Genomic DNA, 20,392 nt, shown 5'->3' on the forward strand with positions numbered 1-20,392 from the left:
AGTCTCTATTTGATACAAAAAAGCAAACTAGTCAAATCACTCATTCAGGGGGAAGGCAATTCAGTTCTTTTACTATGCTTTAATTTTTATCAATTAAGAGAATAGTAGACGAATTGCCAATAGCCCTGTAGTGAGCTAAATGCTAAAGAATATAACACTACTTCTTTATTTCTCACAGTCAAAAACGCTCATTTTTGGAAAAAGCAGCGTATCTAAAAATCGAAGGTTTAAACAACTAAGAAATATGCGAATTTGTTTGTAGATAAGGAATAATCTGCTCAGCAGGGATAGGACGACTAAAGAAATAGCCTTGTAAAAAATCACATTGCTGTTTTTGTAGATAGGCTACTTGTTCTTCTGTTTCTACACCTTCGGCAACCAGTTTAAGCCCCATACTTTTACCCATTGCAATCATGGCATTTACAATAGCTTCTTGTTTGTGATCACCAATTTTAGAAATGAAAGCGCGGTCAATTTTTAGTACATCAATTGGATATTCTGTCAGGTACGCCAAAGAGGAATAACCCGTACCAAAGTCATCTAGAGCAATTGAAATATCTCGTTGTTTTATCGCATGTAATAGCGTTTTGACGTTATCAGTATTATCTAATAGAGCAGACTCAGTAATTTCAAGTTCAAGATCCGCACCTTGTATATTATATTTTTGCAAAACCTCATCTAGATCATTAAGTAATAAGCCACGATGTATTTGTTGAGCAACAATATTTACAGAGACTTGAATGTTTGCATAGCCTGCGTTTTTCCATTCTTGTAATTGTTTTCCAACTTTATCTAAAACGACTTTGCCAATATCTGAAATTAGGCTACTACGCTCAGCAAAAGGTATAAACATATTTGGCATGACTAATCCTTTTTCAGGATGTTGCCAACGAATTAATGCTTCAAAACCTATAATGGATTGATCATGTAGATTAATTTTGGGCTGGTAATAAATGACAAATTCATTATTTTGAATGGCTTTACGTAACTCTTGTTCTAAATCAGCAGTTTTATATGGATGCTCTGCTTTATTGCAATAGTAAGAAATGGTATTGCCTCCTAAGCGTTTTGCTTCTGAAAGTGCTTGTTCTGCATGGTTGTTAAGATGATCAATTTGTCGGCCATGCTCAGGAAAGCATGCAACACCGATAGATGCTGTAATAAAATATTCGTGATTATCAATATAAAAAGGTGCGTTGAGCGCTTGCAAGATGTTTTGGCAATATTGCTCAATATTTGGATGAATTGGAGAAATTTCATAAATAATTGCAAAATCGTCACTATTTAAATAGGCAACCAAAATTGCATTAATATTAATTAGGCGTAAGCGTTGTGCGAACTGTTTAAGAAGTTCATCACCACTATCATTATTTAAAAACTCATTAAAAGCGCGGAAACGGTCAATGTTTACTCGTATCAGTGCTAAATTTTTAATGTTATATGAAGGGTTTACCAGATATTGATGTAATTGATTGTAATAGTAAAGACGGTTCGGTAGGTGGGTGAGACTATCGTAATTTTTTAAATAAGATAGATGTTGTTCCTGACGTTTTTGCTCAGAGAGGTCACGTGCAAATCCAATATAATTGGTGATTTGATTGAACTCATCTTTGACTACATTGATGTGTAACCACAAATAGACACTTTTGCCAGAACTAAACTTTTCATCAAATTGGCCCATGTATTCTCCAGTTTCGAGGAGCTGTTGGGTAATTGATATGTGAAATTGTTGTTGTAGTTCTTTTTGATTAATTGCAATGCTAAATAATTCTTTATTGAGAAGTTCTGATTTAGAAAATCCAGTTAATTTTTCGTAGTAAGGGTTAATATCAATATAGTTCAGATGTTCATCTAAAATGAATATGCCTTCGGCTGCTTGTTCAAGCACAATTGCCGATAGTCTTAAGTGTTCTTGATCTTTTTTCTCTTGATGTATATCTCGGGTCATTCCTACCATACGAAGCGCTTTTTGTGTTTTTGGGTCTCTTGTAATGACACGACCTACATCATGAATCCATCGCCATGAACCATCTCGACGTAATATCCTGAAATTGATATTAAAATGATCTGTAGTTCCTTCCAGATGTTGCTTTAAGCGCTCGTTAAACAGTTTTTTATCACTTGGATGTAAACGATCTAAAATAGTATTGAGATGGATAACGGTCGTTTGTGTCTGCTTTTGTTGATCGAAAAACGTAATTTCTAATTTTTGATTTTCTATATCCCAATCCCAAGGTCGGATGCCTGCCGTTTCATGTGCAAAAGCTAAATTGTAGTGATGACTTTCGAGTTGCTCATTCATTTTTGTGAGATCGTAAGTGCGCTCTCGTACTTTTTGTTCAAGTAAATGATTATTAAATTGGAGCTGGGCTTCAATATCTTTCGATTTATTCACTTCTTGTTGAAGTTGTACGCATAACTCTTCAGCCCACTGAGTATGTTGTTCTGAAATTTGAATGAGCTGTTTATTTCTGAATAATAGTTGAGAAATCTTTTTATAGTTACGTTGAGTTGCGTATGCGCAGAGTATGGTAGCTACGAACGCGATGTTATAGGCGAAATAAAAAGGCAGCTGGGTAATGGGTGTATGTGTAAATTGAGCGATTAATAGGGGTAATGTACTTGGAATAAATAAGAGATAAAAGTATCGAGGCTGTTGGGTTAAAAAAGTCAGCCCAATGATATGGGCAGAGGTGATAAATAAAGCAATTAAAATATGAGCATCTGGTAGTGCAACTAACTCTTGAGGAAGATAAAAATGAATAACCGTAACGGTTGCCCCTAATAAAATTCCTGAAATAAAACAAATACTTTGTAAGATAAGATCAGCTTTTTTAATAAAATTAATAGTACGGTAGTGCGTTAAAATATTCGGAACAAATAATAGACAGGTAAGGGATGCAATGGTAAGGCCCATAGACCAGTTAAATATTGTTATTGAAGATGAAAAATAATAAGAAAATATAGCGTATGAGATCAGACATAGCAGTATTAAGCTAACCAAATACCAGCGTATATATTGAATTGAAAGTTTTAGCTGCTCAATTTTTGTTTGATGCTGTAAATATTCTTCCTGAAGCCCAGACATAAGATTTTTCTATCCTATTTTTTTACATATATACAGAAAGAATCTGATTTATCAGTGATAAAGAATTTAAAATTTTATTCATACAATAAAACTAAATTAACTTTAAATAGCGATTTAATCAATGTTCAATGAACTTAAGTGGATAAAAACCGATAATTTAAAATAGATAAGGCAACGACAGGCGCAGTTTCTGTACGTAAAACACGGTCACCAATACACCAGTTCATAAAACCAGCTTGATTGGCTTGAGTAATTTCATTTTCGCTTAAACCACCTTCTGGACCAATTAACAAGGCAAGTTCAGGTTGTATGCCCGCTAATACATCTTTTTGTTCTTTTTCTGGCGCTAAAACGAATTTTGAAGCGGGAAGTTCAGTAGAGCTTAACCATTCATTAAGAGAAATAGGCGCTAAAACTTCTGGAACTAGGTTTAATCCACATTGTTCACATGCTGCAATTGCAACAGCTTGCCAGTGATCTAATTTTTTTTGATCTCGGTCATACTTTAAGCGCATTTCACAACGGTCACTTGTAAGCAACTGAATTTGACTTACTCCAAGTTCAGTTGCTTTCTGAATGGCATAATCCATTCGGTCACCTTTACTCATGACCTGACCAAGAATGGCTTTAAATGGGGCGCTACGATTACTCGGGTTAAAATTTTCAATCGTGATAAATGCATTTTTTTTATTAATTTCGGTCAATGTCGCCAAATATTCGCCACCTTGACCATTAAAGAGAGTCGCTTGTTCTTGTAATTGTGCACGTAAAACACGCACCCAATGATGAAATACTGATTCAGTTAGTTGAATAGTTGAACCAACTGTAAGTTCAGTTTCGATAAAAAAACGATTCATTGGGTACGCCTTACAAAATTAATTTAAACCAAGATCAACGACGAGTTGACGAGTTGGTTCGACTTGATTCATTGAATAGAAATGTAAGCTTGGTGCACCACCTGCAATCAGGCGTTCACATAGTTTCACAATAACTTCATGACCAAAAGCTTTAATACTCTCACTGTCATCGCCATAGGCTTGTAATTGTTTACGGATCCAGCGAGGAATTTCTGCGCCAGTACCATCAGCAAAGCGAATTAAGTTGCTGGCATTGGTAATCGGCATGATGCCAGGAGCCACCGGAATATTAACTCCAGTTTTTTCGAGACGCTCAATAAAATAAAAGTATGCGTCTGGATTAAAGAAGAATTGGGTAATTCCAGCATTAGCACCAGCTTGTACTTTTTCAATAAAACGTTGGATATCTGAATCAAGGTTTTCAGCTTGAGGGTGCATTTCTGGATAAGCTGCAACTTCAATATGAAAATGATCACCTGAGTGCTCACGAATAAAACGTACTAAATCTTGAGCATACGGAAGCTCGCCAAGTCCGACTTGACCAGAAGGTAAGTCACCGCGTAAAGCAACAATACGGTTAATGCCTTGAGCTTTATATAAATCTAGTAACTCAGCAATACGCGCTTTATCATCACCAATACAAGAAAGGTGAGGTGCAACTGGTGTACCTTTACCATTGAAATCGTCAATAGCAGCAAGAGTACGTTCGCGAGTAGAACCACCAGCACCATAAGTAATCGAGAAGAAATCTGGATTTAATAGTTGTAATTCTTGATGAACAATACGAAGTTTTTCAGCACCGGCATCAGTTTTCGGTGGGAAAAACTCAAAAGAAATGGGTATACGTTTAGTCATGTCAAATCCTTGTAAACAGCGAAACAATATTTTTAGAAAAAAGGGCAGTCGGTTCACCGTCTGCCCTTAAGTTCTTAGTATTTGTAAGCGTCAGACTTGAATGGTCCCTCAACAGCAACACCTAAATAGCCAGCTTGCTCTTGAGTTAATTGAGTAAGTACACCACCAAAACCTGCAACCATTGCCGCAGCAACTTCTTCATCAAGTTTCTTAGGAAGAACTTCTACACGAATTTGTGCAGCTTTTTCGTTTGCAGGAAGGTCAGCAAATTTCTCTTGGAATAAGTGAATTTGACCTAACACTTGGTTAGCAAAAGAACCGTCCATCACGCGTGATGGGTGACCAGTTGCATTGCCTAGGTTTACAAGGCGACCTTCAGAAAGAAGAATGAGGTAGTTGTTTTCGTCTTCTGAACGGTAAACTTGGTGAACTTGTGGCTTAACTTCAACCCACTTGTAACCACGTAAATAGGCTGTGTCGATTTCTGTGTCAAAGTGACCGATGTTACATACAACTGCACCAGCTTTTAAGCTATCTAACATTGCAGCATCACATACGTGGTAGTTACCAGTAGTGGTTACAACAAGGTCAGTATTACCAAGTAAGTCTTGGTTAATATCTTCTTTTTTGCCTGTTTGTACGCCGTTTTTGTATGGAGATACAACTTCATAGCCGTCCATACATGCTTGCATTGCACAAATTGGGTCAACTTCAGTTACACGAACAATCATGCCTTCTTGACGTAAAGATTGAGCAGAACCTTTACCAACGTCACCATAACCGATCACAAGCGCACGACGGCCAGACAAAAGCATGTCAGTTGCACGTTTGATTGCGTCATTTAGTGAGTGACGGCAACCATATTTGTTGTCGTTTTTAGATTTAGTAACTGAGTCATTTACGTTAATCGCAGGTACTTTCAAAGAACCGTCTTTCCACATTTCGATAAGACGTTGAACACCTGTTGTCGTTTCTTCAGTAATACCGTGAATGCGTTCTAAAAGAGCTGGGTATTTGTCATGAACAAGAGCAGTTAAGTCACCGCCATCATCCAAGATCATGTTGGCATCCCAAGGCTGACCATTAACATTAACTTGTTGTTCAAGGCACCATACATATTCTTCTTCAGTTTCGCCTTTCCAAGCAAAAACAGGAATACCGCGAGCAGCAATTGCAGCAGCAGCATGGTCTTGAGTCGAAAAAATGTTACATGAAGTCCAACGAACTTCAGCACCTAATTCAATAAGCGTTTCAATAAGAACCGCTGTTTGAATGGTCATATGAATACAACCAAGGATTTTTGCACCAGCAAGTGGTTTAGATGCTGCATAACGTTTACGTAAACCAATTAAAGCTGGCATTTCTGCTTCAGCAAGTTTGATTTCTTTACGACCGTAGTCAGCAAGTGAGATGTCAGCAACTTTATAATCTGTAAATGAAGCATTAACCGCGTTCATCAGGATCTCCTAGGGAAAAAATAGTATGGATCGTTCTGTTCGCGGATGCCGTTGTTGGCTAAAACGAGTGTTTAACCGATTGTCGAGCCTGGCAAATTGATCTTTAGTGCCGATCATTTGTCGCAGCATCCCTCGACTAGCGCAACATTGTACTTCGAAAAGCTTTTAGTGCCAATCCAGTTTTGTTTATTATCTGCCTAATTATCTTTATAGATTCAAATTATGGCAGTCAATATTCCCCAAGCTCTAGCAAACCTCGAAGCAAACTGTGGTGTTTTTGCGGTTTGGATGGTGCTTCAACATCATGGAGTACAAATTAATATTAACGAGCTGATTCAAGTTTGCCGACACGATGACGGGGGTACCTATACTATTGCCTTAGCCGTTGCTTTAAAGAAACTAGGATTTGAAGTGTCATTTCATTCAGATGAAGATCCTAATATTAGCCCAAGCGAACGAATAAGCTATAAAGAAGCAAAGCTATTAAAAATACCGACAGGGCCTGCGTTGAGCTATCAAGATATTCAAGCTGAAATTCAAAACGGGAAAATGGTGATTGTCTATTACGATACTTTAGCTGGAGTGGGGAACCAGTCACTGGTGTATTCAATAGATGAAAAAAATATCCGTTTCTTTGATAGCTTTGAACCGATGTCAGCAGCAGTTTTTGAAAAGCAACGTCAAGTAGAAGGGATTTGTCGTCAGGCCATTGTGATTGATGACCGTAATTTTCAGATTCATTCGACTAAATTGAATTAGATTAAAAAGAGCCAGTAGGATGCTGGCTCATATTGAAATTATTTTTGTTGATATTCTTGAATCACTTCTAAAGCAGCGCGAAAAGCTTCTTGAGTAGCAGGCGCGCCACAATATGGCAGACTGTGCAATAAAGTTTCTTGAATTTCTTCAACTGTACAGCCATTGTTTAGCGCACCACGAACATGGCCTTTGAGTTCGGTCGGTGATTTGAGCGCAGTTAACATTGCCAAAGTAATTAATGAACGATATTTACGTGGTAGCACGCCTTCACGTTGCCAAGTCGATCCCCATGCATGTTCATTAATCCATTCTTGTAAAGGCTGGGTAAAGGGTACTGTGTTTTCTTGGGCGCGTTTTACAAAAGCCTCTCCCATCACTTCTGTGCGAACTTTTAATCCATTTTCGTAATCTTGCTTAGACATTAATTTCTCCTAAAAATAAAAGCGTCGATTGACGCTTTTATGGCTGTTTATTAATTAATGCGAATCAAGTGTGATTGCAATAGTGAATTAGTGGAGGCATCAGTCACTAAATTTGATGAGGGTTCGATAAAGGAAGATCCTTATTTAAATCTTCATCAAATACATCTGTGAGCATGCTATCGAATCGAATAGCGTTGTATTGCAATAATTGTTGAGCTTCACTTTCAGTAATAAAACCTTCTTTTATCGCTTGTTCAATATTCTCTTCGAAAGTCAGTCCTGTAAATTTGCCTTTAGATTCAGCTTTTTTAAACTTATCCCAAAGCGGTTCAAGGGTTCGTAAAATTTGAAATGCATGTTCCAAACGTCCAGTCACATCATCGGCTTTAGTTGAATAAAATACGTGATGTTTAAGCTGCTCTCTGAAAGGATGCTCTTGCATCATAAGTTCAGCGACTTGCTGTTTTAACTCATCGTCTGGTTTTGAAATGACACGACCAAAAGGGAAACAGATCCATTTTACAAAGGCTGCTGGAAGTTTGGCTGGAAAGTTATCAAATAGACCCCAAAATGCTTCCTGAATATTCAAGAAAGCTTTTTGTAGAGCTAATTTAGCATGAAGTTGTTCAGCTTCAGTTTTTTGGCCAGCTTCATAAAATTTTAAAATCGCAGTAGAAATAAAGAGGTTCGCGTGAATATCTGCCAAGCGTCCTGACAACATTTCTTTGCGTTTTAAGTCTCCTGCGAGTAAACCAAGTGACATATCCGAAACAAGCGCGAAGTTGGCGCTAAAACGGTTAATTGTCTTATAGTAACTGGCAGTAAATTGATCTACTGATTGAGGAGCATCGCTTGAGCCACCTGTCCAACCATAAGCAAATGATTTTGCCCCACGGTTAAAGGTATAGGCTAAATGTTTAAATAATAAATCATCGAATTTTTTAACTGAAGTGCTTTTATCTTCAGATTGAAGAAGTTGTAATTCTTCAAAAAGATAAGGGTGACAACGCATTGAACCTTGACCAAAAATCATCAATGAACGGGTCAAAATATTTGCGCCTTCTACCGTAATAGCAATTGGAATCGCTTGATAGGTAAGGGCAAGGAAATTACGTGGTCCAAGTTGAATTGCACGTCCTCCAGCAATATCCATTCCGTGATTGACGACTTTACGCATCGTTTCAGTTGCATAATATTTTGCCATGGCTGTCATCACGGCAGGTGTTCCACCTTGATTTAGGCCACATGTCACTAAATAACGGAATGCCTCAAGCATATAGGCATCGCTGGCAATTTCACTGATTGCCTCTTGTACGCCTTCAAATTTACCTACTGAAATATTGAACTGTTGACGAATTTTCGCAAAAGCACCAACGGTTAAATAGCTCATTTCACCTGCGGCTGTTGCTAAAGCAGGAAGGGAAATACCACGGCCAACGCCTAAGCACTCCATCAGCATTCGCCAACCTTTACCGGCATTTTCTTGTCCACCAATAATCCAGTCAATAGGAATGAAAACATCTTCTCCTTCTACGGTTCCGTTCATAAATGGAGAACCTGGAAAATGACGCGCTCCTATTTTTACGCCTGCATGACTGGCAGGAATGAGTGCACAGGTAATACCGTACTCAGTTTTACTTTTATCACCAAGTAACCCTTCAGGGTCATATAGTTTAAATGCAAGACCTACGACTGTGGCAATTGGCGCAAGGGTAATCCAGCGTTTAGAGAAATTCATGCGTAGACCAAGAACTTGAGCACCTTCATATTCCCCGTAGCAAACAACACCTGAATCTGGAATGGCGCCAGCGTCTGAACCTGCTTCTGGGCTCGTTAAACCAAAGCATGGAATTTCTTCACCTTTAGCAAGGCCCGGTAAATATTGTTGCTTTTGAGCATCGGTACCGTAGTGCATGAGTAGCTCACCTGGTCCCAACGAGTTTGGAACCATACAACTCACAGCAGTGGTAAGTGAACGTGAAGCAATTTTGCTCATAATTCGGCTTTGCGCAAATGAGCTAAATTCTTTGCCGCCAAAGGATTTTGGAATAATAAGGCCTAAAAAACCTTTGTCTTTAATAAATTGCCAAACTTCAGGTGGCAGATCTTTTAAATGATGATGAATTTCCCACTCATTGAGCATGCTACAAAGTAGCTCAACTTCATTATCAATGAAACTTTGTTCTTCTTCTGACAACGTTGGGTAGGGATACTTTTCAAATTGAGACCAATCAGGTGCTCCCATAAATAACTCTTTTTCCCACCAACTGGTACCGGCTTCTAAAGCCTCTTGTTCTGTGGTACTGATGCTCGGCATTGAGTTTGCTAAAGTCTTATAGGCTGGCTTGGTAATTAGGTTAAATCGTAATGGCTCAACTAAAATAATGATGCTAAGCGCAATAATTGGAATACCTAAAAGCAGTGACCATGGTGTTAGCAAGAATGCCGAAAGTAGGGCAACAATAATTGCCACACCGCTACCAAGAACTTTATTTAAGTTAAAATAGAAAATTGCCCATACTGCAATAAGCTGAATAATAATACTTAATATAAAGAGTAGGAAAATCATACTTGCTCCTTACTAGCTAAGCCCTCAGGTGGATGAAGTTACAAAAGAGAGGAGATATTTAAGGCTTAACTAGCTGTTTAGTTGCTGTTTAAATTTGAGTTTTTATGTCGCAAATATTGATGTATATGCTAGAGCAGGGATATATCGTACTTTTAGGTATAAGATATTTTTGAGTGAAAGTGTAATGGGTTGTTTTATCGATTTGTCAAGAAATGTTATTGATTTTCTTATACAAATAAAAAGCCCTCTGTGTTAGAGGGCTTTTTATAGATATTTAATTTATTAAGCTTCGACGGTTTGAACAGCGATTTTTTTTGCTGGATCTACTTTACGACGAACTTCTGGTACTGGTTCACCATGGTATTGACGATCAGCGAAGTAACTTGAACGAACCATTGGTGCAGACCAAATATTTCTAAAGCCAAGTTTGCGGCCATGCTCTGCATAACGTTCAAACTCTTCTGGCGTTACAAAGCGGTCAATTGGCGCATGTTGTTTAGAAGGCTGTAAATATTGACCAATAGTCACGTAGTCAACATCGTGAGCACGTAAGTCATCAAGTAATGCAATGACTTCTTCTTCAGTTTCACCAATACCCACCATCAAACCACATTTTGTTGGGATATCTGGGCAGTATTCTTTAAACATTTTTAATAAGGTTAAAGAATGTTGATAGTCTGAACCTGGACGCATTGCTTTATATAAGCGAGGCACAGTCTCAATGTTATGGTTAAATACGTCTGGCGGACATTCAGTCATAATGCGTAAAGCAATATCCATACGTCCACGGAAGTCAGGTACTAAAATCTCAAGCAATGTCGTCGGGCTAAGCGCGCGAGCTTCTTTAATACAGTCCACAAAGTGTTGTGCACCGCCGTCAAGCAAGTCATCACGGTCAACAGAAGTAATTACTGCGTACTTGAGTTTCAGATTAGAAATGGTTTCTGCCATGTGACGAGGTTCGTCAGCATCAAGTGCATTTGGACGACCATGTGCTACATCACAGAAAGGACAACGGCGTGTACAAATATCGCCCATAATCATGAATGTTGCCGTACCGCCACCAAAACATTCTGGTAGGTTAGGACAGGCAGCTTCTTCACAAACGGTATGGAGTTTTTGAGCACGTAAAGTCGTTTTAATACGCTGAACTTCTTCTGGTGCCGTCATCTTGACACGAATCCAGTCAGGTTTACGCGGCACTTCAACCGTAGGTACAACTTTTACAGGAATTCTTGCGACTTTTTCTGCGCCACGAAGTTTTACACCCTGTTCAGGTTTACGGTGTTCTGACATATCTAACTTTTCCACTCGTTTATAGAGACATTGACATTGTATTATAGCGAAGTTCTTCAGTTAATAGCGGAAAATAACTATTCATATAATAAATGTGGCTATTCAGAAATATAGGGTTGAGAAATACATAAATTCACCGCATATTAGTCATAATCTATTATAAAATATGGTCATTCAAGAGAGGAAGGAGCTTTCAATGCCACGTAAAAAAGAGGTCGTTAGTGGGAATTTCGTTAAATACGATGCGGTAGTTCTCGGTTCTGGACCTGCGGGTGAAGGCGCGGCAATGAAGCTTTCAAAAGCTGGTAAGCGTGTTGCAATTGTAGATGTGCGTGATCAACTTGGTGGTAACTGTGCACACGTAGGAACGATTCCAAGTAAAGCATTGCGTCAAACAGTTTCTAGTATTATTCGTTATCAGCGTGATCCAATGTTTCAAAAAGTAGGTGAGTGGAAACAGTTCACCATGAAACAGGTTTTGCGTAATGCACACAAAGTGATTCAACAACAGGTTGATACACATACACGTTTTTATGATCGTAACAAGATTGGTGTCTTCCACGGTCGTGCATATATTCAAGATAAAAATACAGTCTTAGTTTTTAGCCATGAAGGCATTAAAGAAACAATTATCTGTAAACAAGTTGTGATTGCGACAGGTAGCCGTCCTTATCATCCGCAAGGTCTCGACTTTGATCATCCTCGCGTATTCGATTCAGATAAGATTCTTGATCTTGATTACTCAATTCAAAAAATCATTATTTACGGCGCGGGCGTTATTGGCTGTGAATATGCTTCAATCTTTATTGGCCTAGACCATAAAGTTGACTTGATCAATACTCAGCAAAAACTTTTAAGTTATCTAGATGATGAAATTGCTGATGCTTTGTCTTATCACTTACGTGAACAAGGTGTATTGATTCGTCACAACGAACAAATGGATCATCTTGAAACGTTTGATGACCATGTTGTTTTACACTTACAAAGTGGTAAAAAGATTAAAGCTGATGCCATACTTTGGTGTAATGGTCGCTCAGGTAACACAGAAGGCTTAGGTCTTGAGAACGTTGGACTAGTTCCAAACAACCGCGGTCAGCTTTCAGTAAATGATCAATATCAAACTGAAGTTGAAAACATCTATGCTGCTGGTGATGTAATTGGTTGGCCATCACTTGCTTCTGCTGCTTATGACCAAGGGCGCTGTGCTGGCGCAAATATGAGTGGTGAAGATGCGAAGCCAGTACGTGACATTCCAACTGGTATCTATACCATTCCGGAAATCTCATCAATTGGTAAAAATGAACAGGAATTAACGGAAGAAAAAATTCCGTATGAAGTAGGTCAAGCTTCTTTCCGTCATTTAGCTCGTGCACAAATTACTGGTGATACAGTGGGTGAGTTAAAAATTCTTTTCCACCGTGACACTATGGAAATTTTAGGTATTCACTGTTTTGGTAATAACGCTGCCGAAATTATCCACATTGGGCAAGCAGTTATGCACAGCCCAAATAATACCTTGAAATATTTCGTTGAAACGACATTTAACTATCCAACAATGGCTGAAGCATATCGTGTAGCTGCACTTAATGGTATGAATCGTTTGTTTTGATTTTAAATAAGTTTTCAATAAAAAAGCCTGCAAATTTGCGGGCTTTTTTATTTTCATTAGAACATAGGTTTTTTATATTTTTATGACAGTCCAAAGTATGATTTTAGCTTTTCATCATACTAGTGTGGACAAAATGCTTGGTTGAAATATTCAAATAAATCCGGTGTTTGTTTCCATAAAATTATAGAAAGCACCAAAAGCGTGACTATGATAAAAGTCATAATTGTTTTCAAAAGTAAGGCATTATGCGTCATGAATAACAGCCTCCTCATTCACAAAGAAGTGTACGATCACTCCTACTATACTTAACGCTATAGAACATAGCCAAATTGCATTGTAATTACCTGTTAAGTCATGGTTAACACCACCAAGCCAACCGCCAAAGAAAGAACCGACTTGATGGGTGAAAAACACAATGCCACTCAGCATTGAAAGGTATTTAACACCAAACATATTTGCCACAATGCCGTTTGTGAGCGGAACAGTAGAGAGCCATAAAAGGCCCATAATGACTCCAAAAGCATATACCGTATAAGTGCTTAAAGGTAATAACAAAAAGGCAATGATCGCGATGCCACGGCTGCCGTAAAGCGCCATTAATAATTTAGGTTTTGAGAAGCGATCTCCTAACCAGCCAGCACCATAAGTCCCAACAATGTTAAATAGTCCTACGAGTGCCAGAAACACAGTACCTGTAGCTGCATCAAAGCCATGGTCGATTAAATAGCCGGGTAAATGTACACCTAAGAAAACAACTTGGAATCCACATACTAAAAAACCTAAAGCTAACCACCAAAAAGGTTTATGTTTTCTGGCAATATTCAGTACTTGTTTAAATGTGAGTTGAGGTTGTGCAATTGCTTTTGGAGTTTGATTGCTTGGTCCTTTTAACATCCATGCAAGGGGAATAATAAGAGCAATTAACAGCGCACTGACCATTAGGGCTGCTGACCATCCAACATTTTTGAGTAAGAGAAGGGTAGATGGCAACATAATAAACTGACCGAAAGAACCTGCTGCGCTTGCAATCCCCATTGCCATACTTCTTTTTTCTGGTGGAGCAGCTCGACCTACCGCACTAAGTAAAACTGTAAAAGAGGTCGCTGACAAAGCTAAGCCGATAATCAATCCTAAGCTTAAATTCAAAATGAGTACACTTGAACTAAAAGCCATTAACAGTAAGCCAAGGGCGTAAAGTAATCCGCCAACAGCAACCACAATTTTACTGCCATATTTGTCTGCAATTGCACCAGTAAAAGGTTGAACGACTCCCCAGATCAGGTTTTGCATGGCTATAGCGAGACTAAAAACATGTTGGCCCCAACCGAACTCATGGCTTATAGGTACAAGATAGAGACCGAACCCATGCCTAACACCTAAGGAAAGTGCCAAAATAAGAGCACTACCAATCAACATGTAAATGAGAGGCTGGGAAAAGTGATTGCCAGTTTTAGTCATGATTAATGGAAAATTATAATAATGTGATCATTTATTGTAGAGGATATATCGGGTAATGACGATATACTTGCAGAGAATATTTAAGAAGAATTAAAAAGTTCGTATTTTATGATAAGAAAATTGAAGAAGCAGAAATCATTTTGATCTCTGCTTCTTATAAAAATTAAGCTGCGGAATTGCGTTCAAGCAATGCTTGTTCAAACAGAACTTGTTCTTTTTCTTTATGTTCAGTTGTGAAGCGAATCAAAATTACACTACAGCCTGCGACCATAACCAAACCCCCTAAAATAAACAGGCAAGTTTGAACATCAAGTAAACCTTTAAGTAAGAAACCTGCTGCAACAGCACCAACATTACCGCCTGCACCAATAATCCCTGCAACACCACCTAATGCATTACGATCGATAAATGGTACGAGTGCATAAGTTGCTCCACATGCCATATGTGTAAATAGTGCAAAAATAGTCATTGAAATAATTGCGAGCGCAACAGCATTCATTTGTGAGAAGACTATTAAGAATAAACCTTCACCCAAAATCATCAGTACAAGTACTTTTGTGCGACCATCTAATCCTTTCTTGAGTGCAACCTTATCGGAAATGATACCGCCCAGCGCACGAGCAAATAATGCCAGCAGACCAAAGATTCCAGCAGTTAGCCCAGCCGTTTTTAAATCCATTTTGAACTGATCAACATAGTACATTGCTGCAACGTTATGGATAAAAATCTCAATACCGAAACTTGCGCCATACGCTAAAAATAAAATCCAGACACGATAGTTGCGAGCGGCTTGCATTAAAATGGCAGTACCACCTTTTTTACCACTCCCGACTTCAATACCTTGTGCGCGAACGTCTTTAAAGTTCCCTTGAGGGCAATCTTGAGTTAATTTCCAATAAAGAATGCCAACAATAACCATCATTATGCCGGGTACGATTAATGCCACGCGCCATCCCATGGTTTGTTCAACACCAAACATGACAATTGCACCGAGCAATAAAGGCATTAAAGCTTGTGTTGCGCCACCACCAGCATTTCCCCAACCAGCCGATGCTGCGTTTGCTGTCCCAACTATATTAGGAGCAAACATGACACTTGTATGGTATTGAGTAATAACGAAGCTTGCACCAATCGCACCAATAAGTAAGCGAAAGAACAGAAAAGATTCATAACTATTGGCAGCAGCTACACCAAAGACTGGAATACTGCCAACTAATAGGAGAGTGGTGTACGTAATACGTGGGCCATATTTGTCGCAGAGTGGTCCGACAATAAGCCGAACTAAAATAGTAATGGCGACAGCAGCAATATTAATATTGGCAATTTGGTCTTTTGTTAAGCCAAACTCACCTTTAATCACAGGCATTAATGGTGCACATGCAAACCATGCAAAGAAACATACAAAGAAAGCGAGCCATGTCATGTGGAAGGCACGCATTGCTGGAGTTGAAAAACTGAATAATTTAATCTCAGTTGCTTTTTTTGCATCTAACTGGATATTTGAAGACATACGCCGTCCCCCTGAACTGAACGAAATTTAATTTGCATGGCAATGTATTGCCTATATGCAGACCGATCAGAGCGGACATCGTTGGCCGTCTTGGTGTATTCATTGAATCATCATTGACTCATCATGCAATGAATAAAGCAAAGGGCGTGCCAAAAAAAGAATTTTACTAAAAAGGAAAAATTACTTTCTAATTTTATTGGATTAGTTTGTGAGGATGAATGTAAGAAAAACGATCACGAAAATGGTTGAGTAGTAATAAGAGAATAAGAAGGTCTTTATATTTGTAGTTTTTATTAAAAATGCTCATTTTTTTAGCATTTTGATTTTAAAAGAAGCAATTTTTAGGCGAACGAAATGGATTGAAAGAAAGCTATAAAAACTTATACAAGTCTTTATAGCTTTCATGGCGCAGAAGTTAGAAGCGGTAACCAATACCGGCATAACCTAAAATAGGGTTAATTTCAATATCTGCTTTTGCATTGATTAATTCACCATACTTGGCATCGCTCACTGTAATGGTCGTATCTGTTTTCAAATGGGCATAGGAAACAGAGCCAACGGCATACCATTTGTCATTAAAGTCGTAAGTAAAGCCTGCGGTCGCAACAGGTGCAATTGCATCAGACGCTTCCAGTTCTACTTTAGGGTCACCAGTGCTATTTTTTCTTTCTAAAGCAGCCCCAGCTTTACCATCTTTAATATTTACGATCATATGACCAGCATTGACTAAATCTTTTTCAATCGCTGGGTTCATTTCTAATTCGCTGAAATAGGCATACATCACACCTAGACCAACATAAGGTCTAAATTTATTTACGCCAGTTTTGCCAAAGTGATATTGAAATTCAAATGCTGGTGTCCAAGCACGTGCTGAAGCGGCGCTACCATGTCCTTCAAGATCTGTAATGAAAAGATTGTTTTTAAGTTCCATAGAGCCAGCAATACCTCCCGCTGGTGTAGCAGTAGCTGAAAAAGGTGCATAAATTTTACCTTTTCCTTGCAAGTCAACTTTAGGGGGAATACCAGCTTTTAATTCCAATGAAAAATTATCTGTAAAAAAGTAATTACTCATTAAACCTAAGGTCGTGACATCATCTGCTTCTAAGCCAGTATTCTCGGCATCCCATTGACTCAAACCTCGAACTTCAGCTGTTCCGCTTAACCAAGATGGAATTTCATCGGCACCTAATCCACCAAGAGTGTCAATAAGTTTTTCAAGCACAATATTACTATTATCATCTGAAATATTGTCCTGAATGGTTTTGATTTTAATATCTCCAACCTTGGATTTCTCATTCTCTTTAACAGAAGTATTAATTCTGAAAGGTTGAGCTTTTCCTGTAGGCTTGACATATAAGGGACCAGCAGAGACTGAAAAACGTTTGAAGCCATCACCATCCTTTAAACTAAAATATGGAGAGGCGGCGTTAGTGATTGTTGGCAGGGCAAAAAAGGCAGCTGTCATACAAAATAATGACTTTTTCATCATAAAAGGACTCCATGTCCGACATTTGTTTACTGATTTTTATTGAGCCAACCATACCGCGTTTTATTAAAATGATTGTTTATTAAAAATTAATAATTGTAATTTTTTTGAAATAATTGTTTATATTTGGCAATATTTGTTAATTTTAAGTACACAATAAATAATAAAAGGCTACATAAAGTAGCCTTTTATTAAATGTAATTAAACTATTAATTGAAGCGAGATAAGTCTTCTTCAGGGCGTGCAGTTAAAACTTCAATGCCCGTTTGAGTCACTAAAATAGTATGTTCATATTGAGCTGAAAGTTTATGGTCTTTCGTTACAACCGTCCATTTGTCGCCCAACAATTTAGTTTGCCATACGCCTGCATTTACCATAGGTTCAATGGTAAAAGTCATACCAGCTTCCAGACGCATACCTGTTCCAGCTTGACCATAATGTAATACTTGAGGTTCATCATGGAAAACAGTACCAATACCGTGACCACAATATTCACGTACTACACTAAAACGCTCTGATTCAACATATTTTTGGATTGCATGGCCAATATCACCTAAATAAGAACCATCTCTCACAGTTGCCATGCCTCGATACATCGCTTCTTGAGCAACCTTGCATAGACGGTTAGCTAAAATAGAAGTCTCTCCGCCAACGACATACATCATATTTGTATCGCCGTGATAACCGTCTTTAATCACAGTTACATCAATATTAAGAATATCGCCGTTTTTTAATGTTTTATTTTCAGAAGGAATACCATGGCAGACAACATGGTTAACCGAAGTACAAATAGAGTGCTGAAAAGCAGGGCGTCCAGGAGCGCCACCATAGCCGACACAGGCAGGAATAGCATGCTGTACATTTTCAATGTGATTACGGCAAATGGTATCAAGTTCAAGTGTACTTACACCTGCCTTAATATAAGGCTTGATCATCTCTAGAACTTCAGCCGCCAGTCGTCCTGCAATGCGCATTTTTTCAATTTCATCTGGAGTTTTGATTAATCGACGTGGAGCTGTATAAGTACTGTTCATGATCTCTAAAAACTTTTGGTAATTTACAAGTGTCTATGGTATAAATAGCCGCCCATTTTATCAAATGCTTTTCGTGAATATCTTTTACGAACAATTTTGATAAATGGAGTAAAAAATCCGCACATATATCGTCACATTACTCTGGGTGCCTGTAAAAGGGTGGAGAATGCGGATATATGGAGGCCTAACCCAAAATTTAAGGTAAAGAAAATGGCAGATTACAACGTAAGCATGCGCGACCTTCTTCAAGCAGGCGCACACTTTGGTCACCAAACTCGTTTCTGGAACCCAAAAATGCGTCAATACATTTTTGGCGCGCGCAACAAAATTCACATCATCAACCTTGAGCACACTGTTCCTGCGTTAAATGATGCTTTGAACTTCGCTAACCAATTAGCAAGCAAAAAGAACAAGGTTTTGTTCGTTGGTACAAAACGTGCTGCTTCTAACATCATCCGTGAACAAGCGCAACGTGCGGGTCAACCATATGTTGATCACCGTTGGTTAGGTGGTATGTTGACGAACTGGAAAACTCTTCGTCAATCGATTAACCGTTTAAAAGACCTTCAAACTCAAGCTCAAGATGGTACTTTTGCTAAGCTTACTAAACGTGAAGCTTTAGAGCGTACTCGTGAGATGGAAAAACTTGAACGTGCTTTAGGCGGCGTTAAAAACATGGGTGGTTTACCTGACGCATTATTTGTAATTGACGTGGATCACGAATCAATTGCGATTAAAGAAGCTAAAAACCTTGGTATTCCAGTAATCGGTATCGTTGATACAAACTCTAACCCAGACAACGTAGACTACGTTATTCCTGGTAATGACGATGCAATCCGTGCGGTTACACTTTATGCTTCTGCTATGGCTGATGCGATTCTTGCTGGTAAAGAATACGCTCAAACTCAAGCAAATGCACAAGCTAAAGGCGAAGAAGCTGCTAAAGAAGCTCCAGAGGCTTAATGCGTTTTGATGCAAAATTGTCATTTTTGCGACATGTAATGGTGGCAAATTAAGCGTCAATAAAGCGGAACGGTCCAGAGAACACTTTGGGCCGTTTTTGTTGAACAGATTCATTTTTCTACCGTATTTAGGAGAACAACATGACTGCAGTTACTGCGAGCATGGTAAAAGAATTACGTGACCGTACTGGTCTTGCAATGATGGAATGCAAAAAAGCATTAACAGAATCTAATGGTGATGTTGAATTAGCGATTGATAACCTTCGTAAATCAGGTCAAGCAAAAGCTGCTAAAAAAGCAGGCAACATTGCTGCTGATGGTGCGATCACTATCGTTCAAGAAGGTAACAAAGCGATTCTTTTAGAAGTAAACTGTCAAACTGACTTCGTTGCTAAAGACGAAAACTTTGCTGGTTTCTCTGCTAAAGTTGCTGCTGCTGCACTTGCTGCAAATGAAACTGATGCGACTAAAATTGCTGAATTGAAACTTGAAGATGGTGCTACTGTTGAAGAAGCACGTATTGCTCTTGTTCAAAAAATCGGTGAAAACATCCAAGTTCGTCGCGCGAAAATCGTTGAAGGCGAAAACTTGGCTATCTACAAACACGGTTTAAAAATTGGTGTTGTAGTTTCTTATACAGGTGATGCTGATACTGGTAAAGGTATTGCAATGCACGTTGCTGCGTTCAATCCAGTTGCTGTAAATGCTGAAGCTGTTCCTGCTGACCTTATCGCTAAAGAAAAAGAAATTGCTGAAGCGAAAGCGTTAGAATCTGGTAAACCAGCTAATATCGTTGAAAAAATGGTAACTGGTTCTGTTGATAAATATTTGAACGAAGTTGCTCTTGATCGTCAAATGTATGTAATCGACAATGACAAAAAAGTTGCTGATGTATTAAAAGCAACTGGTACTACTGTTGTTAGCTTCGTACGTTTCGAAGTTGGTGAAGGTATTGAGAAGAAAGTAGAACTTAGCTTCGCTGAAGAAGTTGCTGCTGCTCAAGCTGCTGCGAAGTAATTCGTATCACGAT

Annotated in this window: 15 protein-coding genes; 4 read left to right on the forward strand and 11 right to left on the reverse strand. The window is 38.6% G+C overall.

Annotation, left to right across the window (positions count from 1 at the left end; all coding sequences use genetic code 11):
* Positions 1–235 precede the first annotated feature (235 nt).
* From F935_RS02770 to ahcY, 4 genes are all read right to left on the reverse strand, one after another.
* Positions 236–3,088 (reverse strand): EAL domain-containing protein, encoded by a 2,853-nt coding sequence (locus F935_RS02770; RefSeq protein ID WP_016137503.1) that lies wholly within the window; start codon positions 3,086–3,088, stop codon positions 236–238.
* 134 nt (positions 3,089–3,222) lie between these two features.
* Positions 3,223–3,945: a 16S rRNA (uracil(1498)-N(3))-methyltransferase gene (locus F935_RS02775; protein ID WP_016137504.1), complete on the reverse strand. Its 723-nt coding sequence runs from the start codon at positions 3,943–3,945 to the stop codon at positions 3,223–3,225.
* Positions 3,946–3,963: 18 nt separating this feature from the next.
* Entirely contained in the window at positions 3,964–4,800 is an 837-nt protein-coding gene (metF, locus tag F935_RS02780) for a methylenetetrahydrofolate reductase [NAD(P)H] (protein WP_016137505.1), read from the reverse strand.
* Positions 4,801–4,874: 74 nt separating this feature from the next.
* Positions 4,875–6,257: an adenosylhomocysteinase gene (gene ahcY / locus F935_RS02785; protein WP_016137506.1), complete on the reverse strand. Its 1,383-nt coding sequence runs from the start codon at positions 6,255–6,257 to the stop codon at positions 4,875–4,877.
* 222 nt (positions 6,258–6,479) lie between these two features.
* Here ahcY and F935_RS02790 point away from each other — a divergent pair, with 222 nt between their 5' ends.
* Positions 6,480–7,016, forward strand: a complete 537-nt coding sequence (locus tag F935_RS02790; RefSeq protein WP_016137507.1) for a cysteine peptidase family C39 domain-containing protein — start codon at positions 6,480–6,482, stop codon at positions 7,014–7,016.
* 38 nt (positions 7,017–7,054) lie between these two features.
* On the opposite strand, the gene F935_RS02795 is transcribed toward F935_RS02790, so the two are convergent.
* From F935_RS02795 to lipA, 3 genes are all read right to left on the reverse strand, one after another.
* A complete protein-coding gene (locus tag F935_RS02795; protein ID WP_016137508.1) occupies positions 7,055–7,438 on the reverse strand; it encodes a carboxymuconolactone decarboxylase family protein in 384 nt (127 codons plus the stop codon).
* 106 nt (positions 7,439–7,544) lie between these two features.
* Positions 7,545–10,007 (reverse strand): acyl-CoA dehydrogenase, encoded by a 2,463-nt coding sequence (locus F935_RS02800; protein ID WP_016137509.1) that lies wholly within the window; start codon positions 10,005–10,007, stop codon positions 7,545–7,547.
* A gap of 282 nt (positions 10,008–10,289) precedes the next feature.
* The gene (gene lipA / locus F935_RS02805) at positions 10,290–11,303 is read right to left on the reverse strand and encodes a lipoyl synthase (protein WP_004790988.1); all 1,014 of its coding nucleotides are present in this window, start codon (positions 11,301–11,303) and stop codon (positions 10,290–10,292) included.
* 196 nt (positions 11,304–11,499) lie between these two features.
* On the opposite strand from lipA, the gene sthA reads away from it, so the two are divergent.
* Positions 11,500–12,912 (forward strand): Si-specific NAD(P)(+) transhydrogenase, encoded by a 1,413-nt coding sequence (gene sthA, locus F935_RS02810; RefSeq protein ID WP_016137510.1) that lies wholly within the window; start codon positions 11,500–11,502, stop codon positions 12,910–12,912.
* Positions 12,913–13,155: 243 nt separating this feature from the next.
* Here the strand turns inward: sthA and F935_RS02815 are convergent, their stop codons facing one another.
* From F935_RS02815 to map, 4 genes are all read right to left on the reverse strand, one after another.
* Entirely contained in the window at positions 13,156–14,370 is a 1,215-nt protein-coding gene (locus tag F935_RS02815; protein WP_016137512.1) for an MFS transporter, read from the reverse strand.
* 163 nt (positions 14,371–14,533) lie between these two features.
* Positions 14,534–15,880, reverse strand: coding sequence for an MFS transporter (locus F935_RS02820; protein WP_016137513.1), 1,347 nt, complete (start codon positions 15,878–15,880; stop codon positions 14,534–14,536).
* 415 nt (positions 15,881–16,295) lie between these two features.
* Positions 16,296–17,369, reverse strand: a complete 1,074-nt coding sequence (locus F935_RS02825; RefSeq protein ID WP_016137514.1) for an OmpW/AlkL family protein — start codon at positions 17,367–17,369, stop codon at positions 16,296–16,298.
* Between the two features lie 206 nt (positions 17,370–17,575).
* Positions 17,576–18,400: a type I methionyl aminopeptidase gene (gene map, locus F935_RS02830; protein WP_016137515.1), complete on the reverse strand. Its 825-nt coding sequence runs from the start codon at positions 18,398–18,400 to the stop codon at positions 17,576–17,578.
* A gap of 210 nt (positions 18,401–18,610) precedes the next feature.
* On the opposite strand from map, the gene rpsB reads away from it, so the two are divergent.
* Together rpsB and tsf are read left to right on the forward strand one after the other, a co-directional pair.
* Complete coding sequence (rpsB, locus tag F935_RS02835) at positions 18,611–19,363, forward strand: 30S ribosomal protein S2 (protein ID WP_016137516.1); 753 nt, start codon at positions 18,611–18,613, stop codon at positions 19,361–19,363.
* Positions 19,364–19,503: 140 nt separating this feature from the next.
* Positions 19,504–20,379 carry a translation elongation factor Ts gene (gene tsf, locus F935_RS02840; protein ID WP_016137517.1) on the forward strand — a complete coding sequence of 292 codons (876 nt, stop codon included), beginning with the start codon at positions 19,504–19,506 and terminating at the stop codon, positions 20,377–20,379.
* The last annotated feature ends 13 nt before the right edge of the window (positions 20,380–20,392 follow it).

The sequence above is a fragment of the Acinetobacter calcoaceticus ANC 3811 genome, assembly GCF_000399665.1.
In the GTDB taxonomy this organism is placed as follows: domain Bacteria; phylum Pseudomonadota; class Gammaproteobacteria; order Pseudomonadales; family Moraxellaceae; genus Acinetobacter; species Acinetobacter calcoaceticus_B.